Origin of the sequence: Bradyrhizobium sp. SBR1B, from assembly GCF_014198205.1 — a bacterium.
Lineage (GTDB): Bacteria > Pseudomonadota > Alphaproteobacteria > Rhizobiales > Xanthobacteraceae > Bradyrhizobium.
Genome location: NZ_JACIHC010000004.1, coordinates 555657 through 577716, shown reverse-complemented (window position 1 = coordinate 577716; position 22060 = coordinate 555657). Strand labels below are relative to the sequence as shown.

Here is a 22060-nt window from a genome sequence, read left to right as displayed (position 1 = left end):
GATTGCGCTCCGGATGCTGTGAGTTTCGTGCGCATTCAACTCGTCCCCCGAAACCTCGGTTCCGTCGCCGAAAGTGGAACGTCTACACCACCCGCTCCGCCGCGCGCTTCACCGCCTCGAGCCGCCGTGCATGGTTTTGCGCGCCGCGCTCCCGGAGCAAGGTCATCACTTCGGCCGGCGCCGTATCGGGCGAGCCCGAATTGAACGGCGGGGCGGGGTTATATTCCATCTGGAGCTGGATCGCTTCCGCGGTGGTGCGATTGACGAGGATCGACACCAGAGTCAGCGCGAAATCGATTCCTGCGGTGACGCCGCCGCCGGTGATGCGGTTGCGGTCGATGCAGACACGCGCCTTGGTCGGCGTGGCGCCAAATTGGGCCAGCATCTCCATCGCGCTCCAATGGGTGGCGGCGTGGTAGCCCTTGAGCAGACCGGCAGCGCCGAGCGCCAGCGATCCCGTGCAGACGGAGGTGACGTATTTTGCGCCCTCGGCCTGTCGGCGCAGGAAGTCGAGCACCTCCTCGTCATTGAGCAGGTCGTCAGTGCCGCGGCCGCCGGGTACGCAGATCACGTCCAGTTGCGGGCAGTCGGCGAATGTCGTGGTCGGCGTCAGCGTCAGCACGGAATCGCTCGGCACCGGCTCGATCCGCTTCCAGATCAAATGCAGCTGTGCGCCGGGCACCATGGCGAACACCTGCAAGGGACCGGTGAAGTCGAGCTGGGTGACGCGCGGGAACACCAAAAGTCCAATCTGGAGCGGTGACGACATCGGCAGATCCTCCAAAGATGAGCTTGACGGGCGAAGATTGGCATGGTGCGGTTGTGTCTGAAATGGCATAATTCCCTCTATTTCGGACATACCCTATGATCGGCATCCTGATCTTCCCGGACTTCCAGCTGCTCGATGCGGCCGGCCCGATCTCGGTGTTCGAGGTCGCGGCGCGCTGCACTGGCAAGACGCTTGCGCTGCGCGTGCTGGCCGCGGGCGCGGGACTGGTGCGCAGCTCGTCGGGCGTCGAGATGATGGCGCGTGATTTCAAGTCGGCGAATGCGATCACGACGCTGGTGATCGCGGGCGGCGCGGGCGTTGCGGATGCCGCGCGCTGCGAGGTCACGCGCGCCTTCGTGCAGCGGCTGGCGCGGCGCGGCGTGCGGGTCGCAAGCGTGTGCTCGGGCGCCTATGTGCTTGCCGAGGCGGGACTGCTCGACGGCCGCCGTGCCACCACGCATTGGGGACGGACGCGCGATTTCGTCGCGCGCTATCCGAAGGTGAAGTTCGAGCCGGACCAGATCTTCACCCGCGACGGCAATGTCTGGACGTCAGCCGGCATCACCGCGGGCATCGATCTGGCGCTCGCGATGGTCACCGAGGACCATGGCGAGGAGATCGCGCAGCAGGCCGCGCGGCAGCTCGTGCTCTACCATCGCCGCAGCGGCGGCCAGTCGCAGTTCTCCTCGCTGCTGGAGCTGAAGACACCGAACGGCCGCTTCGGCGCGCTGTTGTCCTGGGCGCGCGAAAATCTCGACGCGCCGCTGACGGTGGAGGACCTCGCCGATCGCGCCGGCATGAGCGCACGGCATTTCGCCCGCGCGTTCGCCGCCGAGACCGGCGCGACGCCGTCGAAAGCGATCGAGCGGCTGCGGCTCGAAGTCGCGCGCGAGCGCGTGCAGTCCTCGCGCGAAGCGATCGAGCTGGTCGCAGAGGCGACCGGGTTTGGCGATCCCGAAAGAATGCGCCGCGCCTTCATCCGCGCGTTCGGCCAGCCGCCCCAGGCGCTGCGGCGCGCGGCGCGGGCGGGTTAGGGGATGCTCGTCGCAGCAGAGCTGGAGGTGTTCGCGCGTACCGTCAGGCGCCGCGCGATCGGCATCAGCATGTAGGGCGCGAGATGGATTGGAAACTGTGTCATCGCGAAATAGAGCCAGGTGGTGGGCGGCAATGCGCCGGCCGTGGCCGCCAGCATCAGGTCGAGATTGCGCTGTGACACCATCAGCCCGAGTGCGAGCGCGCGCTCGGTGCCGATGCGGCGGAATAGCAGCGTGGTGATCGCGAGCAGCGTGAAATAGATCGCGAATGAGAGAGCTGCGAGGCCGAGGGTGAACAGCGGCTGTGCGAGAAGGTCGCTGACGACATCGCCCATGATCGCGGCCGCGAAGATGAAGAGGATGATGATGTTGAGGCCGTCGATCGGCGTCTTGTGACGCTGGATCGCCTCCGCGCCGAAGATCCATCGGATCACTGTGGCGGCCAGCAGCGATGCTGCGAGGATGCCGAGCAGTTTCAGGCCCAGCGTCAGCGGCGTAACGCTGAGCATGTCGCCGAGGAAGAGGCCGGCGAATAGCGAGGCCGTGAAGGGCACCAGCGCGGTCGAGGTCACCAGCGTGATCAGCACGAGCGTGGCATCGAGACCCATCAGTGCGGCCAGTGCCGGAGAGGCCATCATCGGCGAGGCCATGCTCTGGAGCATCAGCGCGAGCGAAAGCCCGGGCGCGCGAGCCGTGAGCCCGGTTGCGTGCGCGATCAATCCGACGATCAGCGGCACGCCGATCGTGGTCCAGGCCGTGGCGGTTGCAACCAGCGCCGGCCGGCGCAGATGGCCGTAGAGGGCGGCCAGATCGACCCGCATGAAGGAGATGCAGAGCAGGCAGAGGATTGCCTCGGTGAGATAGGGACGCAGCAGCCCGCCGAGCGGTGGCACCGCGGCCGCGATGAACACGACAGCCGCGACTCCGCGTGTGCCCTGGCTGCCGAGCCATGTCAGGACGCGCAGCGGGAAGGTGATGATGGTTTGGAGAAGGACAGGCATCGGTATCGTTGGTGCGTCGGCCTACGCGACTGTCATCCCAATCCCTTCAACCATGCGCCGATCTCGCCGACGGCGACATTGGCCTGCTGCAACAACTTGCCCATCGTGAAGAAGCCATGGAATTGGCCGGGATAGTGCTTGGTCGTGACCGATACGCCGGCCTGTCTGAGGCGCTCGGCATAATCGTCGCCTTCGTCGCGCAGCGGATCGGCGCCGGCGGTCAGCACATAGGCGGGCGGCCAGGCCGGCCAGGTTTTGCGCACGTGCCGGCGAAGCGCGCCAGTCATGGATGTCGGCGGCGCCATTGAGGTAGTGGTCGCGAAACCAGCAGATCACCGAATGCGTCAGCAGCACGCTGGTCTCGGGCTCGCTGTGGGAGCCGTGGGTCATGGCGAAGTCGGTCGCCGGGTAGATCAACACCTGGCCTGCGAGTGCGGGACCGCCAGCCTCGCGCGCGGCGAGCGCGACGACCGCGGTGAGGTTGCCGCCAGCGCTGTCGCCGCCGATCGACAGGCGCGAGGCGTCGATGCCGAGCTCGCGTGCGTTCGCGGCGATCCATTGGGTTGCGGCGATGGCGTCCTCAATGGCCGCGGGAAATTTGTGCTCGGGCGCGAGACGGTAGTCGACCGAGATCACGATCAGCGCGCCCTCAACCGCGAGCTGGCGGCAGACGACGTCGTGGGAGTCGAGATCGCCGATCACCCAGCCGCCGCCATGGAAGAACACCAGCGCCGGCGACAGGCCGTCGTGCCGGCGTGGCTCCTTGGGAACGTAGAGGCGGGTGGGGATCACCCCGTGCGGCGCCGGGATCGATAGCGGCGTGACGCGCGCGAGCTCCGGCGGCTCTGGGTTGGTGGCAAAGCGGGCCTGCGCATAATAGACGCGCGCTTTGTCCGCGGTCAGGGTCTCGTAGGCGGGGCGGCCGGCCTCCTGGAACGCCCTATAGACGGCGGCGGCATCGGGATCGAGCATAACGGGCATGGAACGGCGCACCTCGGGGTTTCCGGTTATCGTTGAATGTGATTTTCGGGGCGATGCCCGCCGCGCGCCCCAAAGGAGGGGCTTTCCGACTATCCCACCCGTCAGCCGCCCTGGCCAGCGGGCGGCGGGCAGGGCAGGGATGCCGCCCTTCCCCCGCCGTATTCCCCGTGTTAACCGGAGGGCCTGCGAGCGGCGGTATCCCCTGTAGAATGTCCAACAAGCCCGATTCGCTGTTGAAGCCGCGCGAGATGTTTCGAACCATTACCCTGACAGGTCTTGCGGCGCTTTTGGCCGCCACCGCACTGACGGTTGCGACGCCGGCTCAGGCGCAGATCGGCACGATTTTTTCCGATCCACCGCCGCTGCGGCCGCCCGGCAACATTCCGCGCGGCCAGCCCCAGCCGCAGCAGATCCCCGATGACGACGAAGAGGTGCCGGAGCTGCCGCCGCAGGGCCGCGTGCTGCCGTCGCGCCCGATGCCTCCGCCGCCGGGCCGGCAGGGCAATGTGATGCCGGGGCCGGTCGAGACCCAGCCGCTGGCGCCGCCGCCGGGCTCCACCGTCGCCCCCCCAAACCAGCCGCCGCCTGTGGCGGTCGCGCCGCCGGGCGCCGGCCAGCCGGGTGCGCCGGGTCGCCAGCCGCAGCAGAAGGGCGGGCCGGGCGGCGCCGTGCCGCAGACCCCGGCGAGCCTGCAGCCGGGCGACGAGGTCGTCACCGAGCCGCCGGCCCAGAAGATCGTGAACAAGAAGGCGACCTTCTCGGGGCTCGACAAGATCACCGGGCGCATCATCAATTTCGACGAGGAGATCGGCGAGACCGTCCAGTTCGGCGCGCTCAGGGTCAAGACCGACGCCTGCTACACGCGACCGGCGACCGAGGCCACCAACACCGACGCCTTCGTCGAGGTCGACGAGATCACCTTGCAGGGCGAGGTGAAGCGGATCTTCTCGGGCTGGATGTACGCGGCAAGCCCGGGCCTGCACGGCGTCGAGCATCCGATCTACGACATCTGGCTCACCGACTGCAAAGAGCCGCAGCAGACCATTGCGACCGCAGCGCCGGATCCGGCGGCCAAGCCTGCACCTCCGCCGCCGCCCGCGCAGAAGAAGGCCGCGCCGAAGCAGGTTCAGCAGCGTCCGCCGCAGCCTCTGCCGCCGATCCAGCAGCAGCAACCGGCACCGCCGCCGCCTCCGCCGCCGGAGCAGCGACCAGGTCTGTTCGGTATCCCGGGGTTTGGCCGCTAGGCCTGGCTATCGATTATTGCCGCGCTGCGATGATCTCGAGCGCGCGTGCGCCTGGGATCGCCTCACCCGCCGAGAGCTTCAGGAAATCGCCCGGCTCGCCCGCGAGCGCCTTGTCGAGCAGCGCGGTGTAGCGCCGCCGCGAGATCTCGGCCGCACCAAAGCTCTTCAGATGTTCGGTGACATATTGCGTGTCGAGCAGCTCGAAGCCGCCATGGATGAGCCGCGCGACCAGATGCACCAGAGCGACCTTCGAGGCATCGCGCGCGGTGTGGAACATGCTCTCGCCGAAGAAGGCCCGTCCGAGGCTGACGCCGTACAGCCCGCCGACGAGGTCCTCGCCCTGCCAGGCCTCGACGCTATGGCAATGGCCGAGCTCGAACAGGCCGCCATAGAGGTCACGGATGCGCTTGTTGATCCAGGTGTCCTCGCGTCCGGCCTGCGGCGCGGCGCAGCCGGCGATCGTCGCCTTGAACGCGGTGTTGACGGTTACGCGAAACACATCCGAGCGCACGGTGCGCGCGAGCCGCGAGGCGACGCGAAATCCGTCGAGGGGGATGACGCCGCGCAGCTCCGGCTCGACCCAGAACAGGGTCGGATCTTCGGCGCTTTCGGCCATCGGAAAGATGCCGCAGGCATAGGCGCGCAGCAGCACGGCCGGTGTGATTTCAGACGGGGCGGAGTCGCGCGAAGTCATGGTTCGCAACCATAGCAGGATCGCGACGCGGTTGCGATGGGGGTGAGCAGGGCAGCGAGATCAGCTCGCGGCGGCGGTGCTGGTCCTGCCGGGGGCTGCCGGCATGCGCGCGAATTTCAGCACGATCCGGGTTCCGGAATGGGTGGGATCGCGCTCGACCGTGGCGTCGAGCTTCGAGGCCATGGCCGCGACGATGCGCTGGCCCATGCCGGTGGAGCGCGGATCGGCCTTGACGTTGTCACCGACGCCGTTGTCGGTGATCGACAGCAGGACATCCTCGCCCTGCGCGTGCAGCTCGACATGGATCGGGCCGGCGCCGTCGGGATAGGCGTATTTCACCGCGTTCATCACCAGCTCGTTGACGATGATGCCGACGGCGACCGCGCGGTCGGGATCGATCTCGATCGGCTCGGCCTTCAGCGTCAGGCGCGACATCCGGTTGCCTTCGGCGGAGCGGCGGAGATCCTCGAGCAGCGAGTCCAGATACTGGTTCAGGACCACGCTCTTCAGATCCTGCGAGGTGTAGAGGCGCCGGTGCACTTGCGCGACCGCGGCGACTCGGCCCATCGCGTTGGTCAGTGCCGCCTTGACCTCGTCCTGCGCGGCGGAGCTTGCCTGAAGGTGCAGCAACGAGGCGATGATCTGGAGCGAGTTGCCGACGCGGTGGTTGACCTCGCGCAGCAGCAGCTCGCGTTCGGCGGCAAGGGCGGCGTAGCGGTCGCGCGAAGCATGGATCTCGGCCTCGGCTTCCTCGCGCGCCTTCTGCAGTTCGGCCTGGCGCAGCGCGCCCTCGGTTGCGACGTGGAGCAGGGGGATGAAATCGCCCGTGACGTCCTTGACGAGATAGTCGGCCGCGCCGGCCTTCAGCGCGGTCACCGCGATGCTGGAATCCTGCGAGGCCGTGACGAACACCACGGGCGGCGCACCCGGGATGGCCATGATCTGCTCCAGCGTCTCCAGCCCGTCGAGGCCGGGCATGTACTGGTCGAGCGCCACCACGTCGATGCCGCCCTCGACCGCGGCGCGGCGGATGCGCTCCAGGCCTTCCTCGCCGCTCGCGGCATGGACGACCCGGTAGCCGCGCCGCGTCAGGCCGCGATCGACCAGGCGCGCCAGCGCACTGTCGTCGTCGATGTAGAGCAGTGTTGGCGTGCGCTGGTTCATGGGGCGGCGGGAGGGACCTGGATGACCGAGAAGAACAGGCCAAGCTGCCGGATGGCATTGGCGAAATTCTCGTAGTTGACGGGCTTGGTGATGTAGACGTTGCAGCCGAGCTCGTAGCAACGCTTGATTTCCTGGGAATCGTCAGTGGTGGTCAGCACCACCACGGGAGAAGCCTTCAGATATTTGTTTTCCTTGATCTGCCTCAGGATGTCGATCCCGGTCATGTCGGGCAGGTTGAGGTCGAGCAGGATCAGCAGCGCATTACCCTTCTGCACGAGCCCTGAGCCGTCGGCGCCGAACAAATGCTGCATTGCGTCCGTGCCGTTGGGGAACGAGACGATCTCGTTGTTGACTCCCGAGCGGCGGATGTTGCGCTCGATCAGGCGGGCGTGGCCCTCATCGTCCTCGATCATGATGATGGTGACAGGCTGGGTCATCGATCTCAGTTCCGGTTGCTCACATTCCAGGCGATCGGCAGCGTGATCGTGAAGGTGCTGCCCGCGTCCAGTTCCGACGATACCGACATGGTGCCGCCGAGGCGACGCACAAGTGCACGCACATGCGCAAGACCAATGCCCTGGCCGGGCTTGTCCTGGGTTCCCGCACGGCGGAACAGGTCAAATATCCGCTGATGGTCCTTCGGATCGATGCCGCGGCCATTGTCGCTGATCTCGAAGATAGCGTAGCCGAGCTTGGTGCGCCCGCGGATTCTGATTTCGCCGGGCACCCCGCGCTTCAGGTACTTGATCGCATTGTCGATCAGATTGGAGAAGATCTGCTCGAGTGCGAGCCGGTCGCTGACGATGTCAGGCAGCGGCTCGAGGTGGATCTCGGCCTGCGCCTCGGCCGCCTGGTGCGCCAGCGTCGACACGATGGCCTCGATCAGCTCGCTGGTGTCGATCTTCACCGGCTGGAATTCGCGTCGGCCCTCGCGGGTGAGGTTGAGGATGGCCGAAATCAGCCGGTCCATCTTGGCGATCGACGTCTTGATGAAGCCGAGCGCCTCGGAAAAATCCTCCGAGAGCTGCTTGTCGGCGCCTTCGAGCACGAACTCGCCGGGCGCGCCTGGCGCCAGTAGCGGCCCGCCGGCGGGGACGTGGGCGAGGCTGCCGATGCGGCGGAAGATATCGCCGCTGAGCTCTTCGAGCTCGCTGGTGAAGCCCATGATGTTGACGAGCGGCGAGCGCAGATCGTGGCTGACGATATAGGCAAAGCGCTGGATCTCGTCGTTGGCCTCGCGCAGGTCCGCGGTGCGTTCGTCGACAACGGACTCCAGATTGACGTTGGCGTCGCGCAGGCGCACTTCGGCCTCGTCACGGGCGCGGGCCGAGCGCCGCACCAGCCAGGTCGAGATCAGGGCCAGCAGCACGACGAGGCCGGAGCCGATGCCGGTCATCGATGCAGCCAGGGTCTGGCTCCGGTCGGAGTTGGCCGTTCGGACCCGGAACAGCCGCTCCTCCTCGCGGATCATCGCGTTGGCCAAATTGCTGATGGTAGTTGTGGTGTTGCCGGCCGCGGCCTCGCGGATCAGCGCCGTGGCCCTGTCCGGTTGGCCGTCCTTCACGAACTTCATTTCGCGCGAGAACTGGTCGAGTCGGGTCTCGATCGCCGCGCTCAGTTTTTCGATGCTGTCGCGTTGCGCCGGATTGTCGCCGATCTGGCGCGTGAGCTTGTCGAGTGCCGGAATGATCGCTGCGACGGCCTTCTCGTGGTCCGACTGGAAATCCGGTCCCTGCGTCAGCAGAAAGCCGCGGGCGCTGCTCTCGGCGCGGCGGATTTCAAGCAGTAGGGCGTTGATCTGGCTCTCCGCCTCGATCGTGTGAAGCACCCATGTGCTGTCTTCCCTCGCCTTGTTGACGAGATAGACCGAGCCGGCGCTGATCACGGTCAGAATCAGAAGACCCGCCGAAATCAGCAGGATCTGCCAAAATGCGCGCCGTCGATGGGCCTCGGCCGTCACGACGGCCTCGTTCTGTCACGTTCAGCGGAAGTCAAAACGCCCCCTTGGAACTGTCCCCGCGTCGAGAACGCGATGGGGGCCAAAGGGTTCCACGACGAAAGTGGATTTATCGCGGAGCGGGTTCCGTCTTGCCGGCCAGATACTGTTCCAGCCAGTGGATGTGATAATCGCCGTTGATGATGTCGTCTTCACGCACCAGCGCGCGGAACAGCGGCAGCGTGGTCTCGATGCCTTCCACGACCATCTCGTCCAGCGCCCGGCGCAGCCGCATCAGGCATTCGGCGCGGGTCTTGCCGTGCACGATCAGCTTGCCGACCAGGGAATCGTAATAGGGCGGGATCGTGTAGCCCTGGTAGACCGCGGAATCGATCCGGACCCCCAGTCCGCCGGGCGGATGGTATTGCAGGATGCGGCCGGGCGAGGGACGGAAGGTCTGGGGATTCTCGGCGTTGATGCGGCACTCGATCGCATGGCCGATGACCTGGACCTCTTCCTGCCTGGCCGGCAAATCGCCGCCGGCGGCGATGCGGATCTGCTCCAGCACGAGGTCGATGTCGGTGATGCTCTCGGTGACGGGATGCTCGACCTGGATGCGGGTGTTCATCTCGATGAAGTAGAACTCGCCGTCCTCGAACAGGAACTCGATGGTGCCGACGCCGAGATATTTCATCTCGCGCATGGCTTTCGCACAGGTCTCGCCGATCTTGGCCCGCGCGGCGGCGGCAAGGACAGGCGAGGGGCCCTCTTCCCAGACCTTCTGGTGGCGGCGTTGCAGCGAACAGTCGCGTTCGCCGAGATGGATCGCGCCGCCGCGGCCGTCGCCGAGAATCTGGATCTCGATGTGACGCGGCTTCTGGAGGTATTTTTCCAGATAGACCGAGGCATCGCCGAAGGCCGATTTGGCCTCGTTGGCCGCCGTCGACAGCGCCACCTGCAGGTCGGCCTCGCTGTGCGCCACCTTCATGCCGCGGCCGCCGCCGCCGGCCGCCGCCTTCACCAGCACCGGAAAGCCGATCTTCCTGGCGATCGCCAGCGCGTCGTCATCGGGACCGACCGCGCCGTCGGAGCCGGGCACCACGGGGATGCCGAGCCGCTTGGCGGTCTTCTTCGCCTCGATCTTGTCGCCCATCAGGCGGATGTGCTCGGCCTTGGGGCCGATGAAATGCAGATTGTGCTCGGCGAGGATCTCCGCAAAGCGGGCATTCTCGGACAAGAAGCCGTAACCGGGATGCACGGCATCGGCGCCGGTGATCTCGCAGGCCGCGAGCAGCGCGGGCACGTTGAGATAGCTGTCCTTGGATGCCGGCGGTCCGATGCAGACGCTCTCGTCCGACAGGCGCACATGCATGGCATCGGCGTCGGCGGTGGAGTGCACGGCGACGGTCGCGATGCCGAGCTCCTTGCAGGCCCTGAGGATGCGAAGGGCGATCTCGCCGCGATTGGCTATGAGGATCTTGTCGAACATGGTGCCTCAGCGGGCAAACAGGAAGGTGCGAATGACGAGTGGCGAATGGCGAATGGCGAGTAGGGAAGGGGTGGACCATTCGCTATTCGCTATTCCCCATTCGCTTACTCAATAATCACCAGCGGCTCGCCGTACTCGACCGGCTGGCCGTCCTCGACCAGGATCTGCGTCACCGTGCCGGCGCGCGGCGAGGGGATCTGGTTCATGGTCTTCATGGCTTCGATGATCAGCAGGGTCTGTCCGACCGAGACCTTGCTGCCGACCTCGATGAACGGCTTGGCGCCGGGCTCCGGTGCCCAATAGGCGGTGCCGACCATCGGCGAGCTGACCGCGCCAGGATGCTTCGACAGGTCGGGTCCGGCGGCGACAGGCGCGGCGGAGGCGACCGGCAGGGCGGCGGGAGCGGCTGCCATCTGCATCGGCATGGTCGCAGCAACGCTGACGTTGCGGGCAACGCGCAGGCGCAGGCCCGCACGTTCGATCTCGATCTCGGTGAGACTGGTCTCATCGAGCAGCAAAGCGAGCTCGCGGACGAGCGCGGAATCCTCGCTGGAAAACTTTGCGGCTGCTTTGTCGTCTGGCTGGCGCGCCATGTTGTTTGATCCGAATGTTCTGTTTGATGAGGGGGCTTCAGGCTTTGGGCTTGATGGCAAGCTTGGCGGCAAGGCCCTGGATGGCGAGGCGGTAGCCCTCGATGCCGAAACCGCAGAGCGAGGCGAAAGCGGCGCGTGCGGTGTAGGAGTGGTGACGAAAGCTCTCGCGGGCGTGGATGTTGGTCACATGCACTTCGACCGTCGGGATCTGCACCGCGAGCAGCGCGTCGTGCAGCGCGATCGAGGTGTGCGAATAGCCGCCGGCATTGACGATGATGCCCTTCATCTTGCGCGCATGCGCCTCGTGGATGAAGTCGATCAGCTCGCCCTCGCGGTTGGACTGCCGGCAATCGGCCTTGAGGCCGAACGTTGCCGCGGTCTCCCGGCACAGTGCCTCGACGTCGGCCAGCGTGGCGTGGCCGTACTTCTCGGGCTCGCGCGTTCCCAACATGTTGAGGTTCGGCCCGTTCAGGACGAGGATCGTATCGGTTGCAGGTTCTGCCATTCCAATCCCGGGAAGAGGTGCTCGGCGTGGCGGGGTTATAGGTAACAAAGAGGCCTAGGGGAAGCCTTGAAGGGCCTCCCAGGGGCCTTCAAGTACCTCATCCCCGGTGCAAAAACCTGTGCGGAAGCTACGGAAATCGCTTGTTAACCAGTTCTAATCGTGGCTGCCGGAGGGAGGCTCGCAGGGGAGGGCGACGCATAGGCCAAAGGCCCCTGCCGATCTCTCGGCAAGGGCCCATTTGGGTATCAGCGAAGCAGCTTAGCCTTCGATGATGTAGACGATCTCGCGCGTCTGCGGACGGACGATCACGTACTGACCGCGGACGAAGATCACCTCATAGCCACGCCACTCCGGGTAGATCTCCACGATCCGGGGCGGAAGCGGATGGACTCTGACGGAGGCCGGGATCGCGGTGCCGACCGAGATGTTGAAGTTGACGTTCGTCGTCTCTTCGATCTTGGTCGACTTGATCGCCGTCGAGATTTCAGACCGCTTTTCGGCCGGCGGCGCGGAAGCCGTCGCGGAGGCGGTGCCGGTCGTGGTCTGGGACTTGTCGGTCGTAGCCGCATTGTTGGTCTTGGCAGCGCCGCCCGCCTTGTTGTCCTCAGCCTTCATGTCCTTGGCAGACTTGGCGGGGTCCGACTTTGTCGTCGAGTCCGAGCTCATGCTCTTCGACTTGTCCTGCTGGGACTTGTCCTGCGCACGTTCGTCTGTGCGCTGGCCCTTGGTGGCGCCGGCCTTGTCCTCGGCCGCGTTCTTGTTCATCGCGCCGCCCGGGGAGCGCTCGTCCTTCATCGCGCCGGATTTGTCTTCGGAAGCCCGATCGGACTTCATGGTGCCAGCGCCACCGGCCTGGCCGACGGTGCCCTTGTCATGGCTCATGGAATCGCGGCCGCTCGCGCCGCGCTCCGCGGCGCCGCCGCCGGAAGGCTGCGAATGCTGCATCTGCGCGCCACCGGCGCCGCCGCCGCTGTCACGGCCCATGGTGTTCTGTGCGTTCGCCAGACCGGCGCCGGCGACGAGCGTGAGCGTGGCAACCGAAATCATAAAGCGGTTCAACATCGAATTCTCCTCACGTGTTTCTTTGCGTCATTGCCCGCGCCGACAACGAAAGGAGATTTGAGTTGTTCCGGAACTTCGCCTGTTCCGCGGCATTTGTTTGTTGAATGCCAGATGAATGATTTTGCACGAAGACGCCAACGTTCGGCGCAAGAAAAAGGCCGGCTTGTCAGCCGGCCTTTTCGGGTTTTCAGGATCGTAAAACGTATGATCAGCAGGTTGCCTTGCCGCAGCGGGCAATGCCGATCTTTTCCTTGAGGCTTTCGACGCCGACCGCGCCGATCACGATCTGCTTGCCGATGACATAGCTCGGCGTGCCGTTCATGCCCATCGCTTCGGCGAGCTTGAAGTTCTCCTCGATGGTGGCGCGCACCTCGGGGCTGGCGATGTCCTTCTCGATCTTTGCGGTGTCGAGGCCGGCTTCCTTGGCGGCTTGAAGCGCGCGCGCCTTGTCGGCCGCGCCGCGGCCGCCGAGCAGCTTCTGGTGGAAGTCGAGATATTTCTTGCCCGAGGGATCCTGCATGCGCACGGCAACCGCGACCTGCGCAGCCTCCACCGAGCCCTGGCTCAGCACCGGAAATTCCTTCAGCACCACCTTCAGCTTCGGATCGGCCTTCATGATGGTGAGCATGTCGTCCATCGCGCGCTTGCAGTAACCGCAATTGTAATCGAAGAACTCGACGAAGGTGACGTCGCCGTCCTTGTTGCCAAGCACGACCTGGCGCGGTGAGTTGAAGATCGCGTCGGCATTCTGCGCGACGCTGGCCTCGTGCTTCTGCGTCTCGGCCGCGGCCTGCCGCTTGCTGAGCTCGGCCATCGCCTCCTCGAGCACCTCGGGATGGCTGATGAGATAGTTCTTGATGATCTTCTCGATGTCGGTGCGCTGGGTGTCGGAGAAACTGTCGGCCGACGCGGGCACGGCTGCACCGAACAGGGCGAACGCAAACAACGCGGGAGCAAGCAGGCGCAGCGAAGGCATAGGTAAATCCTCTTATCCAAAGCAGGTTTCGGAATACGTCCCGGCGGACTTAAGCTCGGTGTCGTGACGTCGTGGTATCGGGCGTCGTTCAGTTGCGCGGCGGCTTCGCCGCCACGATGTCGTCGGCCTTGACCCATCCGGGTGTGCCGACGGCGAAACGGGTTTTCGCGCGCGTGGCGAGCTCGCGGGCGGTCTTGTTGTCGCCGCGCAGGTAAGCGGCTTGCGCCGAGGCGAGATCCGCTTCGGCATAGTCGCCCTTCCGGCCATAGGCCATCGCGAGCTGGGTATAGCCGAGCACCGCTTCCGGTTCTCGCGCCACCGCGGCGCGGAGAATCCGAACGGCGTCGTCGGTGTAGGCCTTATTATCGGTTCCAACCAGAGCTTGCCCAAGTAACATCTCGATGAGGGGCGCGTTGTTGGAAAGCTGTGCGGCCTTGCGCAGCGGAGCGACCGCATCGGCCGGCTTGCCGCTCTCCAACAGGGCCTGGCCGCGCACCTCGTAAAAGTACGGGTTGTTGGGCTGCACCTGGATCAGCGCGTCGATCTGGGCCAGCGCGCTGCGCAGATCGCCGTGCAGATAGGTGCTGATGGCGCGGGCATAGCGCGCCGGCATGCTGTCGTTGGTCTGGGGATAGCGTCGGTACACCGTCTCGGGCCGCTCCATGAACGCGGAGATCTTGGCGCGCACCATGTCGTGGCGGAGCTGGAGCGCGGGATCGTCCTTCTTGTTCCAGTAGGGGCTGGAGCTGGCGAATTCCTGAAGCGCGGCGACGCGCTCGGCCGGCATTGGATGCGACTGGAGATAGGGATCGGCGCCGCGCGCGGCGAACAGGCTCTCACCGGTGAAGCGCTTGAAGGTCTCGTACATGCCCTTCGGCGATTGCTGGGTCGCGGTCAGGAATTTCACGCCGGCGCGGTCGGCGTTCTCCTCCTGCTGGCGCTGGTAGGACAGCAGCGTCCGGCGGATCACCTCCTGCGGAGCGGAGATCGCGGCGGCGCCGGCATTGGCGAGCCCGTTGTTGCCTGCGCTGCTGCGCTGGGTGCTGCCCGCGGCGATCGCGCCGGCGCCGAGCAGCATCGCAATGATCATCTGGGTCTGGGCGGCGGCGAGCTGCTCGCGCAGCTTGGACAGATGGCCACCGGCCAGATGCCCGGTCTCGTGCGCGAGCACGCCGATGATCTGGTTCGGCGTTTCCGATTGAAGGATCGCGCCGTAATTGACGAAGATGCGGCGGCCGTCGGCGACGAACGCGTTGAACGAGCTGTCGTTCAGGATCACCATCTGGATGTTCTGCTTCTCCAGACCCGCGGCGCGCAGGATCGGGCGCGTATATTCGCGCAGCAGCTGCTCGGTCTCGGTGTCGCGCAGGACAGGCGGCCCCTTTTGCTGCGCCCGCGCCGCCGGGAGCGGCAGCAGCGCGATCGCCGCAGCCGTGACGAGGGCGGTGAGGGCGGAGGCCTTCTTGCGCAATGAGATCTGAAGCAACATCAAACGGTCTGGAGAGCAGTTTCGTGTTTGGTTTTGGCGATTGGCGGCGGACCGGATACGCGATATGCCCTTATGAGCCTCACCCCTTATGAGCCGTACAATGCGGCCAGTCTGGGGCGCAAGCGCCCCGTTTCCCGGACCGGAGGCACCGGCCCGCCAGCGAATAGCAGAAATCGATGCACGATGCGACATTGAGGAACCGGTTGGGGCAGTGGCTCGAGCCCTCCCGCCGCAGTGATGTTCCCCCGTTCATGGTGATGGACGTCATGGCCGCGGCAGCCCGAATCGAGGCCGCCGGCGGCCATGTCATCCATATGGAGGTCGGCCAGCCCGCGGCCGGGGCGCCCAGCACCGCGATTGCGGCCGCCCACGCGGCGCTCGAGGCCGGGCGGATCGATTATACCTCCGCACTCGGTCTTCCCGGTCTGCGCGAGCGCATCGCGCGCCATTATCGCGATGCCTATGGCTGCGACGTCAGCCCTGACAGGATCGTCGTGACCACCGGCTCCTCCGGCGGGTTCATCCTGGCCTTCCTGTCGATGTTCGAGCCCGGCGACCGCGTCGCGGTGACGGTGCCGGGCTATCCGCCTTATCGCCATATCCTCACCGCGCTCGGTTGCGAGCCGGTGCTGATCGAGACCACGAACGAGACGCGCCATGCGCTCACCGGCGAGGCGTTGCTCGCGGCGCATCTCAAGATGCCGTTGAAGGGCGTGCTGGTCGGCAGCCCCGCCAATCCGACGGGGACGATGATGTCCCGCGAAGCGCTCGCCGGCTTGATGGCGGCCGCCGAAGACGCAGGCATCCGCTTCATCTCGGACGAGATTTATCACGGGCTCGATTATGCGTTTCCGGCGGTCACCGCGGCCGCGCTCTCCAAGCACGCACTCGTGATCAACTCGTTCTCGAAATATTTCTGTATGACCGGCTGGCGTGTTGGCTGGATGGTCGTGCCCGAAATTCTGGTGCGGCCGATCGAGCGGCTGCAGCAGAACCTATCGATCTCGGTGCAGTCGCTGTCACAGATCGCGGCAGAGGCCGCCTTCGACGGCGCAGCCGAGATGGAGACGATCAAGCACGGCTATCAGGAAAACCGGCGAATTCTGATCGAGGGATTGCCGAAAGCCGGCCTGAGCAAGTTCTTGCCGGCCGATGGTGCATTTTATCTCTATGCCGACGTCTCGGACTTCACCTCCGACAGTTTCGAGTTCGCCAAGCAGATGCTGGAGCAGGCACGCGTCGCGGCCACGCCCGGCGTCGATTTCGATCCCGTTCACGGCCGATCGTTCATTCGCTTTTCTTATGCACGCTCGCCCGGGGAGATGCGCGAGGCGGTTGACCGGATCGCTCACTGGCTTAAATAGCCGCCAGTTTTCGACCACCACCGGAGTTCAACTTGTCTGACCGATCTGTCTCGACCGCTGCTGCGCCACATTCTTCTCTCGCCGCATTGATGTGGCCGACCCGGCCGGGCGAAACCGTCGGCGCGATGCGTGCCGTCGTGCTGGTTGCGCTCGGCACCGCTTTGATGGCGCTATCAGCCAAGGTCAGCCTGCCGCTGCCCTATGTCCCGATGACATTACAGACGCTGGTCGTGCTGATGATCGGCGCGGCCTACGGCTGGCGTCTTGGCAGCGCAACCATGATCGCCTACCTCGCCGAGGGCGCGCTTGGCGTGCCGGTATTCGCCGGACCGGTGGGTGGGATTGCACCGCTGGTTGGCCCGACCGCGGGCTATCTGTTCGGCTTCGTCGCTGCCGCTTTCGTGACCGGCTGGCTCGCCGAGCGCGGCTGGGATCGCAGCGTGGCGCTGCTGTTTGCAGCGATGGCGGTTGGCCATATCGTCATTCTGGCCGCCGGGTTCGGCTGGCTGGCGTTCGGCCTCGGGCTGGGCGTTGGAAAAGCCTGGCAGGTCGGAATCGTGCCGTTCATTGCAGCTTCGCTGGTCAAGAATGCGCTTGGCGCGACGTTGATGCCGGCGGCGCGCAGGCTGATCGAGCGTCGCCGGTAAAGCGCGCAAAGAGTTCGCGGTTCCAATTGACAGGGCCGGCCAAGTTGATCTTGGCTGGCCCAGCGTTTTGAGGGGGAGTGAAACAATGACGACGACAACGATGGCGGAGGCGCCGATCGCGCCGCCCGCAGCAAAGCCGTGGTACAAGGTTCTCTACGTCCAGGTGCTGATCGCCATCGTGCTCGGCGCCATCGTCGGCTGGCTGTGGCCACAATTCGCAACCAACGAATGGATCAAGGCGCTCGGTGACGGTTTCATCAAGCTGATCAAGATGGTGATCGCCCCGATCATCTTCTGCACCGTGGTCTCCGGCATTGCCCACATCCAGGACGCCAAGAAGGTCGGCCGCATCGGCGTCAAGGCGCTGGTCTATTTCGAGGTCGTCTCGACCTTCGCCCTGGTGATCGGCCTCGTCGTCGGCAATCTCGTCAAGCCGGGCGCAGGCTTTGGCAATGCTGCGGCGAGCGAGGCGGCCGTTGCGAACTACGCCAAGCAGGCCGCCGGCCAGAAGTCCGTCGACTTCGTGCTGCACATCATTCCGGACACCGTGGTCGGCGCCTTCGCGCAAGGCGAGATCCTGCAGGTGCTGCTGTTCTCGGTGCTGTTCGGCTTCGCCATCATGAGCTTAGGTGAGCGCGGCCACACCATCCGCAGCTTCATCGACGATGCCGCGCATGCGGTGTTCGGCGTCATCTCGATCGTGATGCGCGCGGCACCGATCGGTGCGTTCGGTGCGATGGCCTACACCATCGGCAAGTTCGGGACCGGTGCGATCCTCAACCTGATCGGTCTGATCGCGACCTTCTATGCCACCGCGGCGCTGTTCGTGTTCGTCGTGCTCGGCATCATCGCGCGCCTGGCCGGCTTCTCGATCTTCAAGTTCCTGGCCTATATCAAGGACGAGTTGCTGATCGTGCTCGGCACCTCCTCCTCGGAGAGCGCGCTACCGTCCATGATGGAGAAGCTGGAGCGGCTCGGCTGCTCCAAGTCGGTGGTCGGTCTGGTAGTGCCCACGGGCTACTCGTTCAACCTCGACGGCACCAACATCTACATGACGCTGGCGACGCTGTTCATCGCGCAGGCGCTCGGCGTCGATCTCAGCTTCAGCCAGCAGCTCACCATCCTGGTCGTGGCGATGCTGACCTCGAAGGGCGCCTCCGGCATCACCGGCGCGGGCTTCATCACGCTGGCGGCGACGCTGGCCGTGGTCGATCCGCGCCTCGTGCCGGGCATGGCGATCGTGCTCGGCATCGACAAGTTCATGAGCGAGTGCCGCGCGCTGACCAATCTGTGCGGCAACGGCGTCGCCTGCGTGATCGTCGCCTGGTGGGAGGGTGAGCTCGACCGCGACAAGCTCAACGCCAACCTCTCCAAGCAGATCGATCCGACCGACATGGAGACGGCGATCACGACGGACTGATCTGGACCTGACGGCGCGAGCTGCGCTGTCAGACCTTGAAGTCATAGGGCTGGTCGAGATGCTCGATCAGCCCTTTTTCTTTCGGCTAGAACCGCTCCGGCCGGTACGGCATCGGATCGATCGCAGGCGTCTCGCCGCTCATCATCTCGGCGAGCAGGCGCCCGGTCGCGGGTCCGAGGGTAAAGCCCTGGTGGCCGTGGCCGAAATTCATCCAGAGCCCGAGATGCTGCGGAGCTTGCCCGAGCACCGGCAGCATGTCGGGCGTGCAGGGGCGGGTGCCGAACCACGGATCCGGCTCGACGCGCTTGCCGAGGTCGATCAGCTCGCGCGCGGATGCTTCGGCGCTGGCGAGCTGCACGGGCGTCGCGAGCGCATCCGGGCTCGTCAGCTCGGCTCCGGTGGTGATGCGAATGCCCTTGGCCATCGGCCCCATGGCATAACCGCCGGCCTTGTCGATCAGCGGCAGGTCGAGCGAAGGGCCGCCGCTGTAATGCATGTGGTAGCCGCGCTTGCGCACCAGGGGAATGCGATAGCCGAATTTGTGGAGGAGATCGGGCGACCACGGCCCGAGGGTCACGACGGCGTTGGCGGCGTCGAGACGCCCCTGGTCCGTATCGACCGACCAGCCGGTCGCGGTCTGCCGCAGCGACTGCGCATCGCCGAGCACAATGGCGCCGCCGCGGCGCTCGAACAGCTCGGCATAGGCCGTGACCAGCGCGCCGGGATCGGACACGGTCCAGGTGTCGAGCCAATGGATCGCGCCGGGAAGATCGTCGCGCAGGACCGGCTCGACCCTGGCAAGCTCGCTGCCGGAGAGCACGCGAAAATTCACGCCGAACTCGCGGCGGTCTTCCTCCGCCGTCTTGATCGCCAGATCGAATGAAGCGGCATTGCGATGCAGCATGCGATAGCCGGCGCGGCGGATGAGATTGTCGGCATGGGCTTCGCGAATGAGGATGTCGTGCTCGCTCGTCGCGTAGGCGATCAGCCGCGCCCATGCATCGACGGCCTCGCGATGGCGCTTCGGGGCCGAATGCCACCAGTAGCGGAGCAGGGGCTCGATATGGAGATGAAGCGACGACAGGCTGTAGCGCACATCGTTGGTGCGGCCGGTCGCGATCTTCAGCAGCGTCGCAAGGTCGCGCGGCATCGGATAGGGGCGGACCGCTTCGGCCTGGATCATCCCGGCGTTGCCGTAGCTGGTCTCGCGGCCCGGCTCCCTGCGGTCGACGAGCCTGACGGCCCAGCCGCGCTGCTGGAGGTGCAGCGCCGCGCTCACGCCGATCATGCCGCCGCCGAGAACAATTGCGCTTTGCATTGGAACTGACCTCGCCAAATCAAAAAACGCCCGGCTTGACCCGGGCGTTTTCTCTTGAGTGTTCGGCTTTATTCACCGCCGCCGAAGCGGCGCGACCACCAGCCGGCGCGGCGTGGCGCCGCCGGTGTTTCGCTTGCAGGTTCCGGCACGGGTTCAGCTGCCGGCGGGGCGGCCGGCTCAGGCGCCTGCGCAACCGGGGCTGCGGGCTCGATTGGGCTGCTCGACAGGAAGCTCACCTTTTCCCGGACCGTGGAGCGGCGCCGCGCGGTCTTGTCGTCGGCGGGCTCTTCCTCCGCGGCAACCGGCTGAGGCTGGGCCGGCACCGCCTCGGTCTGCACCTCGGCGCGCTGCTCAGGCTGCGAGACCTCAGGCTCAGCGGTGTGTTCGGCCTGGGCAATCGAGGGCGCAGCCTCGCCGCCGAAGCCGTCGAAATCGGCGACTGCGTCGGACGCTTCCGACGGCGCATTTGCCGCGAGCTCGTCGCTGATGGAGCCGGCGAGACCGTCCTCGCCGCCACCACGCCGACGGCGTCCGCCGCGGCGACCACGCCGGCGGCGACGGTCACCGCTGCCCTGCTGCTCGCCGCGGGCCGCCTGTTCCTCGCCTTCTTCGCCATCCTGCTCGGACTCGGCATCCTCTTCGCCTTCGCCGGCCGCAACGGCCGCCTCGGGGAGGGCGGCAGGGCTATCCTCACGCAACTCGCCGTCGCGCTGGCCACCGCGGCCGCGCCGGCGACGGCGGCGCTTGCGGCGCTGGCCGTCCTGCTCGGAAGCTGCCTCGCCCGCAGCCTGCTCCTCGGTGAGACCTTCGGTCTCCTCGGTTTCGACCTCGGATTCGAGTTCGGAATCGAATTCCTCGTCGTCATAGGCGTCTTCAACGATCGGCGGCGGGCTTGCTGCCGCCTGCGCCGCCAGCAGCGCCTTGGCGGCTTCCAGCGTATGGACTTGCTCGCCGCGGTCGATGAGATAGGCCTGCGGCCCGCTGACGCTTGCGTCGGCGATGACCGACAGCGTCACCTTGAAGCCGTTCTCGAGATCGCGCAGATGGCCGCGCTTGTGGTTCAGCACATACAGCGCGACGTCGGTGCGGGTGCGGACCACGAGATTGTGGGTCGCGCCCTTCATCAGGATCTCTTCGAGGCCGCGCAGCAGCTGCAGCGCCACCGAGGACACCGAGCGGACATGGCCGGTGCCGCCGCAATGCGGGCACGGATCGGTCGAGCTCTCGAGCACGCTGGCGCGGATGCGCTGGCGCGACATCTCGAGCAGGCCGAAATGCGAGATGCGGCCGACCTGGATGCGCGCGCGGTCCTGCCGCAGGCAATCGGACAGCTTGCGCTCGACCGCACGGTTGTTGCGCTTCTCGTCCATGTCGATGAAGTCGATGACGATCAGGCCGGCGAGGTCGCGCAGGCGAAGCTGGCGGGCGACCTCTTCGGCCGCCTCCAGATTGGTCTTGAGCGCGGTGTCCTCAATATGGTGCTCGCGGGTCGATCGTCCCGAGTTGACGTCGATCGAGACCAGCGCCTCGGTCTGGTTGATCACGATGTAGCCGCCGGAGCGCAGCTGCACGGTCGGCGAGAACATCGCGTCGAGCTGGCTCTCGACGCCCATGCGCGAGAATAGCGGCTGGCCGTCGCGATACTGCTTCACCGCACTGACATTGGCGGGCATCAGCATCTTCATGAAGTCGCGGGCTTCGCGGTAACCGGCTTCACCGGCAACCGAGATCTCGTCGATCTCCTTGTTGTAAAGGTCGCGCAGCGAGCGCTTGATCAGCGAGCCTTCCTCGTAGACGAGGGTCGGGGCCTGCGACTTCAGCGTCAGGTCGCGCACCGTCTCCCACATCCGGATCAGGTATTCGAAGTCGCGCTTGATCTCGGGCTTGGTGCGGGCGGCGCCGGCGGTGCGCAGGATGATGCCCATGCCCTCGGGCACGTCGAGATCCTGCACCACTTCCTTCAGGCGCGAGCGGTCCTGAGCGCTGGTGATCTTGCGGCTGATGCCGCCACCGCGTGCGGTGTTCGGCATCAACACGGCATAGCGGCCGGCGAGCGAGAGGTAGGTGGTCAGCGCCGCGCCCTTGTTGCCGCGCTCTTCCTTGACGACCTGCACCAGCATCACCTGGCGGCGCTTGATGACTTCCTGGATCTTGTACTGGCGGCGCGGGCGGAAGGTGCGCTCCGGCACTTCCTCCAGCACGTCGTCGCCGCCGACGGATTCGACGACTTCCTCTTCGGCTTCCTCGCCGTCTTCGTCCTCGTCCTCGTCGTCTTCGCCGGTTGTTTCCGCAGCCTCGGCATGCGGCGCCTCGGCGCTCTCGACCGCAGCATACACGGCATCGGCAGGTTCAGCGGCGGAGGTCACGGCCTCAG

The 22060-nt window shown here is 65.9% G+C and carries 19 protein-coding genes and 1 pseudogene; 5 read left to right on the top strand and 15 right to left on the bottom strand.

Annotation, left to right across the window (positions count from 1 at the left end):
• Positions 1 to 82: 82 nt before the first annotated feature.
• Positions 83 to 769: a DJ-1/PfpI family protein gene (locus GGD61_RS14465; RefSeq protein WP_183230819.1), complete on the bottom strand. Its 687-nt coding sequence runs from the start codon at positions 767 to 769 to the stop codon at positions 83 to 85.
• A gap of 95 nt (positions 770 to 864) precedes the next feature.
• Between GGD61_RS14465 and GGD61_RS14460 the strand changes: the two genes are divergently transcribed.
• The gene (locus GGD61_RS14460; RefSeq protein ID WP_183230818.1) at positions 865 to 1803 is read left to right on the top strand and encodes a GlxA family transcriptional regulator; all 939 of its coding nucleotides are present in this window, start codon (positions 865 to 867) and stop codon (positions 1801 to 1803) included.
• On the opposite strand, the gene GGD61_RS14455 is transcribed toward GGD61_RS14460, so the two are convergent.
• Positions 1800 to 2804, bottom strand: a complete 1005-nt coding sequence (locus GGD61_RS14455) for a Na+-dependent transporter (protein ID WP_183230817.1) — start codon at positions 2802 to 2804, stop codon at positions 1800 to 1802. The two genes, GGD61_RS14460 and GGD61_RS14455, sit on opposite strands and share 4 nt — an antisense overlap.
• A gap of 32 nt (positions 2805 to 2836) precedes the next feature.
• A pseudogene (locus tag GGD61_RS14450) lies at positions 2837 to 3785 on the bottom strand (alpha/beta hydrolase).
• A gap of 209 nt (positions 3786 to 3994) precedes the next feature.
• On the opposite strand from GGD61_RS14450, the gene GGD61_RS14445 reads away from it, so the two are divergent.
• Complete coding sequence (locus GGD61_RS14445) at positions 3995 to 5029, top strand: DUF2155 domain-containing protein (RefSeq protein ID WP_183230816.1); 1035 nt, start codon at positions 3995 to 3997, stop codon at positions 5027 to 5029.
• A gap of 13 nt (positions 5030 to 5042) precedes the next feature.
• Here GGD61_RS14445 and aat read toward each other — a convergent pair whose 3' ends face one another.
• The 10 genes from aat to GGD61_RS14395 form a co-directional block, all read right to left on the bottom strand.
• Positions 5043 to 5723, bottom strand: a complete 681-nt coding sequence (gene aat / locus GGD61_RS14440) for a leucyl/phenylalanyl-tRNA--protein transferase (RefSeq protein ID WP_018322999.1) — start codon at positions 5721 to 5723, stop codon at positions 5043 to 5045.
• Positions 5724 to 5783: 60 nt separating this feature from the next.
• Positions 5784 to 6887, bottom strand: coding sequence for a sensor histidine kinase (locus GGD61_RS14435; protein WP_183230815.1), 1104 nt, complete (start codon positions 6885 to 6887; stop codon positions 5784 to 5786).
• On the bottom strand, positions 6884 to 7324 hold the full coding sequence (locus GGD61_RS14430) for a response regulator (RefSeq protein ID WP_018323001.1): 441 nt from the start codon (positions 7322 to 7324) through the stop codon (positions 6884 to 6886). The genes GGD61_RS14435 and GGD61_RS14430 overlap by 4 nt, the downstream gene beginning before the upstream one ends.
• 5 nt (positions 7325 to 7329) lie before the next feature.
• Positions 7330 to 8847, bottom strand: a complete 1518-nt coding sequence (locus GGD61_RS14425; RefSeq protein ID WP_183230814.1) for a CHASE3 domain-containing protein — start codon at positions 8845 to 8847, stop codon at positions 7330 to 7332.
• A 106-nt stretch (positions 8848 to 8953) separates the two neighbouring features.
• Positions 8954 to 10312 carry an acetyl-CoA carboxylase biotin carboxylase subunit gene (gene accC / locus GGD61_RS14420; protein WP_018323002.1) on the bottom strand — a complete coding sequence of 453 codons (1359 nt, stop codon included), beginning with the start codon at positions 10310 to 10312 and terminating at the stop codon, positions 8954 to 8956.
• A gap of 104 nt (positions 10313 to 10416) precedes the next feature.
• Positions 10417 to 10905, bottom strand: coding sequence for an acetyl-CoA carboxylase biotin carboxyl carrier protein (gene accB / locus GGD61_RS14415; protein ID WP_018323003.1), 489 nt, complete (start codon positions 10903 to 10905; stop codon positions 10417 to 10419).
• 37 nt (positions 10906 to 10942) lie between these two features.
• Positions 10943 to 11410, bottom strand: a complete 468-nt coding sequence (aroQ, locus tag GGD61_RS14410; RefSeq protein ID WP_092262044.1) for a type II 3-dehydroquinate dehydratase — start codon at positions 11408 to 11410, stop codon at positions 10943 to 10945.
• A 258-nt stretch (positions 11411 to 11668) separates the two neighbouring features.
• A complete protein-coding gene (locus GGD61_RS14405; RefSeq protein WP_183230813.1) occupies positions 11669 to 12472 on the bottom strand; it encodes a DUF1236 domain-containing protein in 804 nt (267 codons plus the stop codon).
• Positions 12473 to 12680: 208 nt separating this feature from the next.
• Positions 12681 to 13448: a DsbA family protein gene (locus tag GGD61_RS14400; RefSeq protein WP_183230812.1), complete on the bottom strand. Its 768-nt coding sequence runs from the start codon at positions 13446 to 13448 to the stop codon at positions 12681 to 12683.
• 88 nt (positions 13449 to 13536) lie between these two features.
• Positions 13537 to 14937 (bottom strand): M48 family metalloprotease, encoded by a 1401-nt coding sequence (locus GGD61_RS14395; RefSeq protein WP_092262047.1) that lies wholly within the window; start codon positions 14935 to 14937, stop codon positions 13537 to 13539.
• 176 nt (positions 14938 to 15113) lie between these two features.
• On the opposite strand from GGD61_RS14395, the gene GGD61_RS14390 reads away from it, so the two are divergent.
• From GGD61_RS14390 to GGD61_RS14380, 3 genes are all read left to right on the top strand, one after another.
• Entirely contained in the window at positions 15114 to 16301 is a 1188-nt protein-coding gene (locus tag GGD61_RS14390; RefSeq protein ID WP_092262048.1) for a pyridoxal phosphate-dependent aminotransferase, read from the top strand.
• A gap of 89 nt (positions 16302 to 16390) precedes the next feature.
• Entirely contained in the window at positions 16391 to 16948 is a 558-nt protein-coding gene (locus GGD61_RS14385; RefSeq protein WP_092262049.1) for a biotin transporter BioY, read from the top strand.
• A gap of 85 nt (positions 16949 to 17033) precedes the next feature.
• Positions 17034 to 18368: a dicarboxylate/amino acid:cation symporter gene (locus GGD61_RS14380; RefSeq protein WP_018323010.1), complete on the top strand. Its 1335-nt coding sequence runs from the start codon at positions 17034 to 17036 to the stop codon at positions 18366 to 18368.
• 85 nt (positions 18369 to 18453) lie between these two features.
• Here GGD61_RS14380 and GGD61_RS14375 read toward each other — a convergent pair whose 3' ends face one another.
• Both GGD61_RS14375 and GGD61_RS14370 read right to left on the bottom strand, forming a co-directional pair.
• A complete protein-coding gene (locus GGD61_RS14375; protein WP_183230811.1) occupies positions 18454 to 19686 on the bottom strand; it encodes an FAD-binding oxidoreductase in 1233 nt (410 codons plus the stop codon).
• Between the two features lie 68 nt (positions 19687 to 19754).
• Positions 19755 to 22052, bottom strand: a complete 2298-nt coding sequence (locus tag GGD61_RS14370) for a ribonuclease E/G (RefSeq protein WP_283806137.1) — start codon at positions 22050 to 22052, stop codon at positions 19755 to 19757.
• Positions 22053 to 22060: the final 8 nt, after the last annotated feature.

Excerpts from the sequence above, each read along its gene's own strand:
- aat (WP_018322999.1), bottom strand. The coding sequence starts at position 5,723 with ATGACTTCGCGCGACTCCGCCCCGTCTGAAATCACACCGGCCGTGCTG.
- GGD61_RS14445 (WP_183230816.1), top strand. The coding sequence starts at position 3,995 with ATGTCCAACAAGCCCGATTCGCTGTTGAAGCCGCGCGAGATGTTTCGA.
- GGD61_RS14460 (WP_183230818.1), top strand. The coding sequence starts at position 865 with ATGATCGGCATCCTGATCTTCCCGGACTTCCAGCTGCTCGATGCGGCC.
- GGD61_RS14395 (WP_092262047.1), bottom strand. The coding sequence starts at position 14,937 with ATGTTGCTTCAGATCTCATTGCGCAAGAAGGCCTCCGCCCTCACCGCC.
- GGD61_RS14465 (WP_183230819.1), bottom strand. The coding sequence starts at position 769 with ATGTCGTCACCGCTCCAGATTGGACTTTTGGTGTTCCCGCGCGTCACC.
- accB (WP_018323003.1), bottom strand. The coding sequence starts at position 10,905 with ATGGCGCGCCAGCCAGACGACAAAGCAGCCGCAAAGTTTTCCAGCGAG.
- accC (WP_018323002.1), bottom strand. The coding sequence starts at position 10,312 with ATGTTCGACAAGATCCTCATAGCCAATCGCGGCGAGATCGCCCTTCGC.
- aroQ (WP_092262044.1), bottom strand. The coding sequence starts at position 11,410 with ATGGCAGAACCTGCAACCGATACGATCCTCGTCCTGAACGGGCCGAAC.
- GGD61_RS14455 (WP_183230817.1), bottom strand. The coding sequence starts at position 2,804 with ATGCCTGTCCTTCTCCAAACCATCATCACCTTCCCGCTGCGCGTCCTG.
- GGD61_RS14400 (WP_183230812.1), bottom strand. The coding sequence starts at position 13,448 with ATGCCTTCGCTGCGCCTGCTTGCTCCCGCGTTGTTTGCGTTCGCCCTG.
- GGD61_RS14390 (WP_092262048.1), top strand. The coding sequence starts at position 15,114 with ATGCACGATGCGACATTGAGGAACCGGTTGGGGCAGTGGCTCGAGCCC.
- GGD61_RS14380 (WP_018323010.1), top strand. The coding sequence starts at position 17,034 with ATGACGACGACAACGATGGCGGAGGCGCCGATCGCGCCGCCCGCAGCA.
- GGD61_RS14405 (WP_183230813.1), bottom strand. The coding sequence starts at position 12,472 with ATGTTGAACCGCTTTATGATTTCGGTTGCCACGCTCACGCTCGTCGCC.
- GGD61_RS14430 (WP_018323001.1), bottom strand. The coding sequence starts at position 7,324 with ATGACCCAGCCTGTCACCATCATCATGATCGAGGACGATGAGGGCCAC.
- GGD61_RS14385 (WP_092262049.1), top strand. The coding sequence starts at position 16,391 with ATGTGGCCGACCCGGCCGGGCGAAACCGTCGGCGCGATGCGTGCCGTC.
- GGD61_RS14375 (WP_183230811.1), bottom strand. The coding sequence starts at position 19,686 with ATGCAAAGCGCAATTGTTCTCGGCGGCGGCATGATCGGCGTGAGCGCG.
- GGD61_RS14435 (WP_183230815.1), bottom strand. The coding sequence starts at position 6,887 with ATGAACCAGCGCACGCCAACACTGCTCTACATCGACGACGACAGTGCG.